This window comes from Methanomethylovorans sp. (genome assembly GCF_041447285.1).
In the GTDB taxonomy this organism is placed as follows: Archaea; Halobacteriota; Methanosarcinia; order Methanosarcinales; family Methanosarcinaceae; genus Methanomethylovorans.
The window spans coordinates 84,092-97,157 of the sequence record NZ_JBGMEB010000010.1 but is presented as its reverse complement, the minus strand read 5'-3'; the positions used below and the strand labels follow the sequence as shown (position 1 = coordinate 97,157).

The window sequence follows — 13,066 nt, the reverse complement described above, 5'->3', positions numbered from 1 at the left end:
ATTTGTACCAGAAATTTCTATAAAAAGGAGGATTTCCTCAAAGCCGCAAGTCAGGTCTTATTTATACGGGATATGTCAATAACATCGTGGCATAATCTATTCATTAATTTTTTTTCATGGCTCACGACCAGAACTCCTATATTCATCTTTTCAACAATCCCCAAAATACTTTCCCAGATCTGAGCTTGAGTAATAGCATCTACCATTGTAGTTATTTCATCAGCTATTAAAAATTTAGTATTAGGCCCCAAAGCCCTTGCAAGAGCAAACCTCTGGAGTTCTCCCCCGGAAAGTTCATTTGGCCATCTATTAAGCCAGTTCTTCTTTATTCCAAAGGAATCTAAAACGTCCTGTGAAACAACATGGCCCTCATTTAAGATATCCTTCATTTTCCATTTTGGATTCACAGCTTTTTCAGGGTGCTGGAAGATAAGCTGGACCGGATTATATACGCCTAACGGGATTTTTTCCCCGTCTATGCTTACAGTTCCACTATAGTTGGTTTCGTAGCCTGAAAGTATCTTACATAAGGTGGATTTGCCACTTCCGCTATCCCCTATTAGCCCCAATACCTCCCCGCTGCCTAACGATATATCCACATTCTTTAAGATCCAATTATCCTTCTTGTATCCAAAACATATATTTTCACCCTTAAGACGCATTATTGCACCTCACCAATCCTTCATTTATCTTTTTCAATTGAGGGGTGCCTTTAGAGCAAAGCTCATTCTTTCTAGAACACCTTTCATAGAAGAAACATCCTTCAAGAACTTCATCCTGCATTGGTTGATGGCCTTTTATTGCCTGGAATTTATTTTGGGGAAGGGCATTCCACAGAGCACGTGTATATGGATGGCGCAAATTTTCTCCTTCATTCTTAAAATCTTCTGTATTAGCTACCTCTAAAATCGTGCCTGCATAGAAGATTGCAATCTTATCCGATATTTTTAATGCAGCTTCGATATCGTGAGTTATAAGTATTACTGCACATCCTTTATTTGCCATGTCTTTGAAGTAACTCAGTGTTTCGTTCAGATTTTTTTCATCCAATCCCGGAGTAGGTTCATCTGCAATTATGAGCTTTGAGGAGTTCATTAAGGCAGTAGAAACCAAGACTCTTCTGGCCATGCCCCCCGATAATTCATGGGGAAACATTCTGTCAACATCTGGTTTCAAATCGTATTTATGGAAAATATTTCTCTGCGTTTTCTTCATCAATTCTTTATTTTTTTCTTCAACACTTCCTATTACCTGATTGGAAATCCTCATTAAAGGATCAAGATAATTTACAGATTGAGGAATAAGGGCTATTTCCTTACCCCTTAATTCTTCCTTTTTTTCCTGAGTCAGGTTTTGGCCGTTATAGTTCATTTCGCCATATAGTTTTGCGTTTGAAGGTAAAATTCCTAATATCGCATGTGCAAGAAGGCTTTTTCCAGAACCGCTTGATCCTACAACAGCTAAGATCTCGCCACTATAAGCTTCAATACTTAAATTTGAGATCACTTTTAGTTCAGTTTGCCTAAGTCCGGAAGCATATTGAATGAAAGACAGTGAAATATCTTTTACATTTAATAGAGCTTCACCCTTCTTCTTTTTTTCAACATTCATTTCAGTTTTATTTGACATACTTCACCTCTTTTGATATTTTTTGTGTTTTCAACATAACAAAATATCTGCAGGTCATCTATTCGTGAGCTTTTTTCGGATCCATAAGCTTTGCCAGATTTTCACCGATCACATCAAATGCCAGAACTATTATTAGCAGTGATACTCCTGGGAAGAATGCAAGCCACCAGTATCCTGCTGACAAATACTTCATAGATTCTGATAGTATTATACCGATAGCCGGTTCGTGTGGTGAAAGTCCAAAACCCAGAAAAGTAACCGAAGCTTCATGCAAAATAGCATGTGGAAACATTAAGATCGTACCTAATATGAACTGAGGAATTAAATGAGGCAGAAAATGTTTTACAGCTATCCACCATTTGGATTTACCAAAATTTCGGGATATATGAATATATTCCTGGGTCTTTAGCTGCTTGATTTCTGCTCTTACAACTCTTGTCAGACTTGTCCAATGAGTTAATGCAACTCCAATGATTACTCCCGTAGCCCCTCCTCCCAGTCCGATAGAAATCATGATTATTAAAAGAAGATGCGGTATCGAAAGGGATAGGTCTACCAGCCAGGATACAAATGAATCTTCTACTTTTCCTATGCTTGAAAGTAAACCTAATATTACACTCAATACAGTACTGATCGTGGATGCGAAAGCTCCTATCAATATACTTAATCCCAGTCCTCCCAGGGTTCTTGTAAACATATCTCTTCCCATCCAGTCAGTTCCAAACGGATGTTCAAGAGAAGGGGCAAGGTTCTTTGATCCAAAATCAGTAGGCAGTGACTTGCTGTCTAGAAATAAACTGGAAATTACGATTGTAATTAACAACAGCGACATAAATCCTATCAATAGAATGGTTCTTTGCCTCAGGTTCATTCCTATGAAGGATCTTTTGTTCATTGTTACAACAGCTGTACTCATGATGATATCTCCTGCTGTTTTATCCTGGGGTCAAGGAATTCATAGATGATATCAGCAATCAGATTCCCGAAAAACACAAACAACGCGCTTATGATGACTATTCCTAAAAGAAGAGGCACATCAGATCGTAGACCAGCTGCTACTGTAGCCTGTCCTATTCCGGGATAAGAAAAAACCTGCTCCACAAGGACAGCTCCTCCGAACAATTCGCTGAATCCAAGAAACTGCAATGTGATGGCAGGAAGAGCTACATTTCGGATTCCATGCCTTAGTATAAGATCGAATCCTTTTTCCCCTCTTGCCTTTGCAAATAACACATAATCACTTGACATAACTTCAATTAATTTTTCACGAGTGAACATTGCAATTGAGGCAACTCCCAGTAAACTCAGGGTTATTGTAGGGAGGATCAAATGTTGTATCCGGTCGAAAAAAGTCACATCTGTAACTCCTATAGGTACACTTAGACCTACAGGGAACCATCCTAAATACACTGAAAATACAAGTAACAGGATCAATGCCAGCCAGAATGTAGGGGTGGCGGCTAAAAGATAGCAGTAAGTTTTTATTGCCTTATCAACCAAAGTTCCACTTTTCATTCCTGCTATTATTCCTAAAATGAACCCCAGGATTCCCGATGTTAACCAGGAGGAAAACATCAGAACTAAAGATGCTGTAAATCGTTCTTTGATAACATCAATAACAGGCATCCTGTAAATCAATGAAGTTCCAAAATCCCCTTCAAGGATGTTATTTGCCCAGTTAAGGAATTTTTCCTGCGGGGAAGTGTTAACTCCCCAATATTCTTCTAATTTTGCCTTTTGTTCCGGCTGTATACTCATCTCCCCAATATAAGCTCTGACAGGATCTATCGGAGACTGCTCGATAATCCAAAAGCTTGCAATGCAAACAACTATCAAAAGGAGGATCAATTTGATAGCCTTTTTTCCAATAAAAAACCCTAGTTTTCTGTGTTTCACTCCTAAACCTCCCTGTTACCGGGTGCCAATATTCCTGATATACTTCCAAGAAAACAATGTTGAATAGATATTCTAAAAAAGAGGTTGTACTGAGGATTTCCAGATCCTCAGCATCTTAAACCTCTGCCTAATTTTCCGTGCGCTTCCATTCAAGAATGTTTCCAAAGATATCAGCACCATGAGGCTGGATTTTTGGAGTTCCCATGTCTATATCCTCATCTACAATGTATACATAATTGATTGTTGCCATCCACATCCATGTAGCATCTCCTTTTTCAGAGAATCCGGTTTTTCCATCCCAGGCGGCCAGCTGCCAGTTCTCATTTGCAGTGTTCTGATCAGAGCTGGTTATGGCTTTCCTCAAATAGGAGTCCACAACAGAGTTGTTGTACATAATTATGTTATTGTAGTTTGCAGGATCGTAGCTCTTGCTATAGTATTTTAGGTACATGTCGGTGGGGTCCAGTGAACCATATCCGAAAACGATTGGAGTTGAATGAGCAAGGGTATCGATCTTATCCCAGCTTGCACCCTCGGGGTTAATGCTTATACCAATCTTTTTGGCTTCTTCTGATATAGAAACAGCTAATGCCTGTCTTTCCTGTGCAGTTGCCGCGTATAACAAAGTAAATTCGGCTTTTTGCCCATTTTTCTCAACGATGCCATCGCCATCAGTATCCACCCATCCGGCATCACTTAAGATTTTCTTAGCCTCATCAATGTTTCCATCTTCAAATATGGCTTCCTTGTTTCCCCACGGTACTTTATCTACACCAGTGAATTCCTCTTGGCCCTGCCCGTTCAATGCACCATTGATCAAAGCCTGCCTGTCTATTCCAATATTTAATGCTTTTCTTATTGCAGCATCAGAGGTTACGTTGTTTCCGATCGTATAGCCATTCTCTGTTTTTTTACCTGTATTGGCCTGCATCGGGAAACTTATTCCGCGGGCATCAATGGAATCCAGGGATACTATTTTCATGCCGTTTACATTCTGATTGGCGTAAGAAGATGGAATTTCAGCCAGATCTATCTGTCCCGATTTCGCAGCTGCAAAGGCAGTATCTGCTTGCATATATACTATAGTCAGTTTCTTGAAGTATGGTGTTTCACCATAATAATCAGGATTGGCTTCGAGAATTACTTGCTGACCTTTATCCCATTTTACGAACTTGTACGGGCCTGATCCTATGGGATTCTGACCATAGTTTTCTCCATAAGCATGTTCAGGTACAATCCCAATTACTACGAGTTTATTAATGAATGTGGCCTGATTGTCATTTAGTTTAAATTCAACTGTTTCGTTATTGAGGGCTGTAGCTTTTTCAAGCATAGAAAGGTCCACTTGACCACTGGCGTTTGATGCTGTGTTAAATGTGAATGCTACATCCTTAGCTGTTAGTGGTACTCCATCATGGAATTTAACGTCGTTTCTTATTTTAACAGTCCACGTTAATCCATCCTCACTAACTGTGTAGTTTGTAGCAAGATCGTTGATCAAATTTGCATTACTATCTTTTTTAAACAGTGTGCTCTGAATCAACGGTTCATGGTTATAACCCCACCCTGTAATTGGATTAAAACCCGCTGCAGGTTCCCCACCATGGGTACCTATAGCTGCAACTAATTCATCTGTACTTGTTTCTCCGGTAGCTACTGCTTCTGCACTTGTTTCATTTGCAGTTGTATCACCTGCATTTCCTGCACATCCGGAAAATGCAACGACTCCTATTATTATTAGTCCTATCAATAAAAGGCTCAGTGATTTGTTCATTTAAACTCCTTCTCCACTTGTTTTCGAACCAAATTTATTTTTTATGGTATGTATTATAAGAGTATTTTTACTGTCTATGTACACTATTTATTACTAAATTTATGTTTAAAAATACTCTTAATTTAGTAAATATATCCTACTTAGTAATTAGCTTCATGTAAAACAATAGTTATATTTAATACTTTTGTTGATTAAAGTATTACTACAAAAATTAAAATGTAATTTGCGTACAAATCAGTAATCAAATAGAAATTATAACATATGTATTACTATTTTCATAACACATAAAGCATGTATGTTTATAGATCCATATATTTGATTTAAATCCCAGCAAAAGTTGAGCAGAACCATGAAGGAATGGATTTTTGGGGTTCTATCCCATCTAATTACCTATTTTAGACAAAATTATCGAATAATGTTACACCTATGATTATTCTCTAATTATCATAATATTGCATAAAAAGTACTATTATCTTTTAGTATCACTATATTTAATACTAAAATTATTGGGTGATTGTATGGAACAAGAATTAATGAGAATAGGTGTTTCACTTCCTGATAACCTCCTTACTAAATTTGACAGTATCATTGATCAAAGAGGTTATTCATCGCGCTCTGAAGGCATCAGGGATGCTATAAGAAGTTATATAACGCATTATGAATGGATGAATGATGTCAAAGGCAGGCGTGTTGCTACAATCACATTGATCTATGAATACATGAAACGTGGGTTATCCAGTTCTCTCACTGAAATCCAGCATGATAATTCATCTTTGATAAAATCCTCGATAATTACTCACCTGGATAATGACAATTGTCTGGAAGTCATCGTTTTAGATGGAGAAAGGCAGGATGTCAGGTCAATGACTGAAAAGTTGATGTCACTTAAAGGTGTTAAATATGTGAAATTAAATACTGCACATCCTCCAGAAGCTACTACTCAAATCCTGGAAGAAGTCTAAAAACGTTAGAACTTTAAACAGTTTTTATTTTTCAAATAAGCGGCAGACGAATGTTACTAATATACTTTTAATGATGATCTGTTTGCTTCAGAGAGAGACTATTGAATAGTTCCTGAGATCTTTGCTTGTAATTACATGTCACATTCAAGCAGTTTGACACCCCGTATTTCAAGGCATTTCTTTACATAATTAGACATAGTTTTATGATGAGAACTTGAAATTTGAAGTGCTTTGATCTGTGGATATTGTATAATAAGCGTTAATATGTCTGTATTGTGTGGTTTGAATGTAAGGTGAACAATTTCTGCTTTTTGGTCCACTGCAGTGATTTCTTCTTTGGAATTGATAACCCTTGTTTTCATATCTTATTCCCTTTTAAAATAACATTTTACAGCACAGGTTTTATAGAATCCCCATTTTTTTAAGTACGTTCTTGTATTTATATCTTTATCCAAAGTGTTTCAAAGTAAATGATTATAATCCACAATTCCATGCTAAATCAATATAGTAAAAATCATATCATGATTCCTCTTTGCTGTTCAAATGAGCATTTCTGGCTAATTGATGAGGAATAACATTACTTGCAATATTTATTCCATTGTCACACTAATACTATTACAAGCTGATATCGTACCCGTAATAAAAAATATAAAAATATCTCCAGAATTTTCTCATAGAGTTTATATAGTTAGTTCACTAAATTAACTAATGAGCAATTTTTGATCCTCTCGTATTCAGCAAACGGGTGGTACAAATGCAAACCAAATTAAACAAATCAACTTTTCTTCAAATCGTAATGTTGATGACCATGATCACAGGAATAGGGTCAGCCGATGAGATCAATATAGAACTTCTCAGCAACTTTGGAGGAAATGCATATGATATTGAAGTAGTTGGTAAATATGTATATCTGGGTCAAGGACAAGATTTCGTTGTGTTGGACATCACAAATGTCAATAAGCCATCTGAAGTAGGCAGAGTGATTACCCCTTCGATAGTAAGCGCTATAGATGTATCAGGAAATTATGCTTATGTAGCAGATGGTAGCAGTGGTCTTACAATAGTTAATATAACTAATCCGGAAGCCCCAAAAATTATGGGTACTTATACAGGTACTTATGACACACCTGCTTATTCTGTTGCTCTATCCGGCAAATATGCCTATGTGACTAATGAGTTTCCGGGTAACCTTGAAATTATAGATGTCAGTAATCCGTCATCTCCAAAGCTTGCAGGAAATTATGATACATCTGATAACGGTAATGCAAATAGTGTTGCCATATCAGGCAATTATGCGTATGTAGCTGCTGGTGGTCTTATAATATTGGACATAGCTAATCCAATATCACCACAACTTGTAAGCACTTATAATGACGACATTTACGCACTTGATGTCGTAATAGAAGATAATTATGCTTACGTAGCCGATGCCTACAAGGGCTTGGTAATTTTAGACATTACAGATCCTGCATCACCAATCCTTGTGGGCAACTATATTGCTGAAAGTGGAATTGGATACACCCGTATAGCAGTATCAGATGGCTATGTCTATGGAACAGAATATAATGGTCTTTCCATTATAGATATCATTGATCCGGGATCACCAGATCTTATGACCACTTACACTACAGATCATAATACAAACGGCTTAGCTGTAGCAGGCGATTATACATACCTGATAGGTTCCGGCCTTGAAATAGTAGATACAAGCAATCCCTCATCGCCAGTGCATGTGAACAATTACTACAATGGAGACTGGGCATTGGATGCAAGTATAGCAGGTAACTATGCATACATCACGGGCTGGAACGGTCTTACAATCGCAGATATTAGCAATCCGTCTTCACCAATCTTTACAGGTAACTATGATATTGATGAAGCGGACGAAGTTGATGTACAAGGCAATTATGCATATATAGCAAGCGGAGGAAGTGATTCCGTTCTTGTCAGCATTATAGATGTTACAACCCCTTCATCACCAACACTCGCTGGTAGTTCCAGTATTTTTGCAGATAATGGAGTTGGTATTGATGTGCAAGGTAATTATGCATACACAGGTGTAGGTTTCCCCGGTCTTTCAATCCTGGATATCAGTGATCCAGCATCAGCAAAATTTATCGGTGACTATGGGAGCTATGGCCCGGAAAACTATACGTCAAAAGTTGTAGTATCAGGTAATTATGCATATGTACCACATGATCTGGAGCTTTCCGTTTTGGATATCACTGATCCATCCTCACCACTTCTTGTCAGCAGTTATGGTACTACAGTATCTGATGTCGCAGTATCTGGAAAATATGCATATCTAGCTGCAGGAGCTCTTGAAATTGTAGACATTACAAATCCTGCAGCTCCAAAACTTGCAGGTAGCTATGACAGTATCAGTGCGTCCTATGTTGCTGTATCCGACAGCTATGCTTATGTTGTTGGCGAAAATAGCCTTGCTATTCTGGATATTAGCAATCCCAGCTATCCAAAGCTTGCAGGTACTTATGATAGTAGTGAGATTAACGGCTATGTCACTGTAGCAGATGGCTATGTATACGTTGCCAATAAGGATAGAGGTCTAACTATTCTTCGTGTAGAGACCTCTTCAGTTACTGATACAGAAACTACTGTTTCTTACACACCTGCATATGACAACAGACTGCGAGAGTCATCTCCAAACAGTGTTCTTTCTACCACAACTTATCTTGATATCGGAAAGAGCTCATATCGCTGCAGGGATGTGATGTGGTTTGATCTTAGCATGTACGATAAGACGGACAAAATATCCAAGGCTAAGCTGTCGCTTTACTGGTATTATCCCGAAAGTAAGACACGTACTTCCGATACTGTAGTTGAAATTTACAGACCAGTGGAATGGAATCCAAAGTATGTTACCTGGAGGTCCAGGATGTCTGGTGTGCTCTGGAGCACAGCCGGTGGAAACTGGTATGATATGAACAACGTTAGCCAGGGTAGTACGCCGTATGCATCAGTTACATTTACAGGCAATACAGCACCTGATAACAAATACTATGACTTTGATGTCACACAGCTTGTGCAGGAATATGTAAATGGTACGTATCCAAACACTGGTTTCTTACTCAAGGCAAAGACAGAGAGTGGAAATTACATTGCCTTCTACAGTTCTGACTGGCCTAATGATGAGCAAAAGCCAATGCTAACTATCACTACAGCCCCAGATTCAGTTGACAATCCGCCGGTTGCAAATGCTGGTGCTGATAAAACTGCAACCACAGGTTCAGCCGTCACTTTCAATGGCAATGCTTCCACTGATGACAAAGGCATAGAATCATATTCATGGGACTTTGATGCATCAGATGGAATTACTTCTGAAGCTAGTGGAGTGATAGCTACAAAAACTTATGATGCAGCAGGAACCTACACTGTGACTCTCACTGTCACAGACACCGGAGGACAGAAATCTAATGACACGCTACAGGTAGTTGTCACTGGTCCGGTTAGCATAGCTTCTTATACTCCTGTGTATGACAACAGATTGCGTGAGTCATCGCCAAATAGTGTTCTTTCCACTACAACTTATCTTGATATCGGAAAGAGCGCATATCGCTGCAGGGATGCAATGCTCTTTGATCTCAGCAGTTACGGGATAACTGATACGATCTCAAAGGCTACACTTTCTCTCTACTGGTATTATCCAGCAGAAACTACCCGTACTTCTGATACTATAGTTGAAGTTTACAGACCAGTGGAGTGGAATTCAAAGTATGTTACCTGGAGGTCCAGAATGTCTGGTGTCCCATGGAAAAATGCTGGTGGAGAATGGTTTGATATGAATGGTGTTTCGCAAGGTGCTACACCCTATGCATCAGTTACATTTGCAGGCAGCAAAGTACCTGATAACAAATACTATGACTTTGATGTCACACAACTTGTGCAGGAATATGTAAATGGTACGTATACGAACACTGGCTTCTTACTCAAGGCAAAAACAGAAAGTGGAAATTACATTGCTTTCTACAGTTCAGAATGGTCTGATGATGAGCAAAAGCCAATACTAACTATAACGGGTTAACTGGGGAGAAAAACAAACCATTGGAGTGAAAGCAATTTTCACTCCCTTTCTTTTTCATCCGAATATCTTCTAATCAGATAAGGTAATGTATCTAATTTTGCTTTTAATTCAATAAGAATCATCCAGTAGATGATGTTTTAAATCATTTTTAGAGTAAATTCTTCATAATTACTTTTAATTTATAGCGTTTTCTCTCAGATGAGTAAAATTTATCATAATATGAGTTATTACGAATCAATAAATTATTAATACTATATTGTCTTTTATGCTGGCATGGTAACACCAGACACTAAGATCAAAGAAGAAATCACCAGCAAGTGGGATGATTCATCTACTACCTATGATACACAGCATGGGCATGCTGTAAAAAGTGCTGAAGAAGCAAAAGCCTGGAAAGAAGTCTTTAACAAAGTGTTTCCCACAGGGAAACTGAAAATTTTGGACGTGGGCTGCGGTACAGGGGAGATAAGTCTTCTTTTGGCAAGCATGGGACATCAGGTCACAGGGCTTGATCTTTCTGACAAAATGATGGAAAAAGGAAGAATCAAAGCAAAAAATCGTGGGCTTAAGATCGATTTTAAGGTAGGGGATGCTGAGAATCCACCGTTTGATGAAGGATCTTTTGATGTAGTCATCAATCGTCACCTGCTCTGGACCCTTCCACATCCGCAGGATGCCGTAAACAACTGGAAGCGTGTGATAAAGCCAGGAGGCAGGGTGATTATCATCGATGGCTTATGGGATGACGGTTCCATGGACACGAAATTAAGACGTTTTGTCAGCAATGTCGGTGTCATGGTGATGGAGAGGAAAAATCCCTGGAAAGGATACTATTCAAATGAACTCAATGCTGCACTTCCCAATGCAGGTGGCACTCCTCTTGAAAGGTCCACAGATTATCTCAAAAATTCAGGCCTTAAAGACATAAGATCGCAGGATATCACATACATCCGCGATATCCAGAAGCGATACATGCCCTGGCACAAGCGTGTAGGGCACAAATATGGCTATTACCTGATCTACGGTTGCAAATAATTTCAACTATGAAAGGGGATGAATGATATGAAAAAGCAGAATGTATTGAGTTTAATATTGATGTTAATGGTGGTATGTTCGGTCATGATGTCCGGATGCACCTCCAGTTCCTCTGATGCAGCAAGCACGGGGAATGTAAGCAACACTGAAGACACACAGCAGAACGAAAGCACTCTTGTGCTTGGCGAGATGTGGGCTATAGATTCAATTGATCCCGCAGAGGATGGCACTGTTCTTTGTGAAAAAGCAGCCTGTTTGGAAACACTTGTGGGAGCAAATGAAGATTTCTCACTAAAACCTGCACTTGCCACATCCTGGGAACGACTGGATAACAAGACCTGGCAGTTCAATCTCAGAAATGATGTCCTTTTCCATGATGGCAGCAAGATGACTGCAGCAGATGTCAAGTTCTCCCTGGAAAGGGTCATGAATATTAGCCCCAGGGTCAATTCCATGCTTAAAATAGCATCCATAGAAGCTGTGGATGATTACACCATTAAGATAACAACAACTGAACTGAACCCCATACTTGCCGGTGTGTTGCACTATCCTAACACTGCTATCATAAGCAGCAAATCAGTAGATTCACAGGGCAATCTGGTGAAACCCATAGGCACAGGCCCATACGCATTTGAATCTTTCAATGAACAGACCGGTGAGCTCACAGTAGTGAAAAACAAGAACTGGTGGGGAGGCGAAGTTGGTCTTGACAAGATGATACTCAAAGGTATCCCTGATCCAAATACAAGAGCAATGGCTATTGAAAGTGGAGAAGTTGACTTTACAGTGGACGTGCCATACAGCGAAACAGACCGCATCGATGCCCTGGATGGTATAAGTGTGGAGAAATACATGACACCGCGCGTGTACAGGATATCAGTGAACCTGGCACATCAACCCCTTGATGATGTAAGAGTCAGACAGGCTATTTCCTATGCCATAGACAGGGATGACATAGTAGAACATGTGCTTTACAATGTAGGCCAGCCTGCAGCCGGTCCATTCCTACCCACAATGATATGGGCCAACAAGAACCTCACACCCTATAAACAGGACCTCGATAAGGCAGGAGAACTGCTCACAGAAGCCGGATGGGTGGATACCAATGGAGATGGAATCCGTGACAAGAATGGCAAGGACTTAGAATTCAAACTCATGACGTATTCAGAAAGACCTGGATTGCCACCTATGGCTGAGACCATCGCCGCTGAACTGAAGGAAGCTGGAATCAAAGTAACTGCTGAAGTCATGGACTACGGTGCAATAGAGGATAATACAGAAAGTGGCAACTGGGATCTTTATCTGGCAGCCTTTAACATTGCCATGGTTCCTGATCCAGAGTATGTGTTAAACAATTGGTATTACACTGATGGACCCGACAACGGCCCTGGTTATTCTAACCCCAAAGTGGATGCCTTGATCGATGAAGCAAGGGATATTACAGATCTGGATGCCCGCTACAAGAAGTTCAATGAGGTAGAAGCCATTGTCTATGAAGAGCAGCCGATGATCATAGTAGCATACTACGGCTGTGCCATCGCGAAGAACGATAACCTCAAGGGCTATGTCTTTGATCCCACTGCCCATGACTACCGCGTAAATGCTGGAATGTACATGGAGAAATGAAAAATAAACAAAATGGACGAGATCTATTGTAAGCACCGGGGGTCCGGTGCTTTCACTTCCCTTTTTATGATCTTGATATCCCCAAAATAAATCCATTCAAAA

10 protein-coding genes are annotated in these 13,066 nt (G+C 39.5%); 4 read left to right on the top strand and 6 right to left on the bottom strand.

The genetic code is table 11. The features are described 5' to 3' along the window. Positions 1–50: 50 nt before the first annotated feature. The 5 genes from ACC612_RS07360 to ACC612_RS07340 all read right to left on the bottom strand — a co-directional run bounded on the left by ACC612_RS07360 (position 51) and on the right by ACC612_RS07340 (position 5,299). On the bottom strand, positions 51–662 hold the full coding sequence (locus tag ACC612_RS07360; protein WP_371853854.1) for an ABC transporter ATP-binding protein: 612 nt from the start codon (positions 660–662) through the stop codon (positions 51–53). Then, positions 652–1,629, bottom strand: a complete 978-nt coding sequence (locus tag ACC612_RS07355) for an oligopeptide/dipeptide ABC transporter ATP-binding protein (protein WP_371853853.1) — start codon at positions 1,627–1,629, stop codon at positions 652–654. The genes ACC612_RS07360 and ACC612_RS07355 overlap by 11 nt, the downstream gene beginning before the upstream one ends. A gap of 58 nt (positions 1,630–1,687) precedes the next feature. Then, positions 1,688–2,545 carry an ABC transporter permease gene (locus ACC612_RS07350; protein ID WP_371853852.1) on the bottom strand — a complete coding sequence of 286 codons (858 nt, stop codon included), beginning with the start codon at positions 2,543–2,545 and terminating at the stop codon, positions 1,688–1,690. Continuing rightward, entirely contained in the window at positions 2,542–3,525 is a 984-nt protein-coding gene (locus ACC612_RS07345; protein WP_371853851.1) for an ABC transporter permease, read from the bottom strand. Before ACC612_RS07345 ends, ACC612_RS07350 begins: the two co-directional genes overlap by 4 nt. Positions 3,526–3,652: 127 nt before the next feature. After that, positions 3,653–5,299 (bottom strand): ABC transporter substrate-binding protein, encoded by a 1,647-nt coding sequence (locus tag ACC612_RS07340; RefSeq protein ID WP_371853850.1) that lies wholly within the window; start codon positions 5,297–5,299, stop codon positions 3,653–3,655. A 518-nt stretch (positions 5,300–5,817) separates the two neighbouring features. Between ACC612_RS07340 and nikR the strand changes: the two genes are divergently transcribed. Then, on the top strand, positions 5,818–6,261 hold the full coding sequence (nikR, locus tag ACC612_RS07335) for a nickel-responsive transcriptional regulator NikR (RefSeq protein WP_371853849.1): 444 nt from the start codon (positions 5,818–5,820) through the stop codon (positions 6,259–6,261). Positions 6,262–6,392: 131 nt separating this feature from the next. Here the strand turns inward: nikR and ACC612_RS07330 are convergent, their stop codons facing one another. Beyond that, positions 6,393–6,623, bottom strand: coding sequence for a DUF1699 family protein (locus tag ACC612_RS07330; protein ID WP_371853848.1), 231 nt, complete (start codon positions 6,621–6,623; stop codon positions 6,393–6,395). A gap of 392 nt (positions 6,624–7,015) precedes the next feature. Between ACC612_RS07330 and ACC612_RS07325 the strand changes: the two genes are divergently transcribed. The 3 genes from ACC612_RS07325 (at position 7,016) to ACC612_RS07315 (ending at position 12,964) form a co-directional block, all read left to right on the top strand. Continuing rightward, positions 7,016–10,303, top strand: a complete 3,288-nt coding sequence (locus ACC612_RS07325; RefSeq protein WP_371853847.1) for a disaggregatase related repeat-containing protein — start codon at positions 7,016–7,018, stop codon at positions 10,301–10,303. Between the two features lie 273 nt (positions 10,304–10,576). Next, on the top strand, positions 10,577–11,338 hold the full coding sequence (locus tag ACC612_RS07320) for a class I SAM-dependent methyltransferase (RefSeq protein WP_371853846.1): 762 nt from the start codon (positions 10,577–10,579) through the stop codon (positions 11,336–11,338). 27 nt (positions 11,339–11,365) lie between these two features. Continuing rightward, entirely contained in the window at positions 11,366–12,964 is a 1,599-nt protein-coding gene (locus tag ACC612_RS07315; protein WP_371853845.1) for an ABC transporter substrate-binding protein, read from the top strand. Positions 12,965–13,066: the final 102 nt, after the last annotated feature.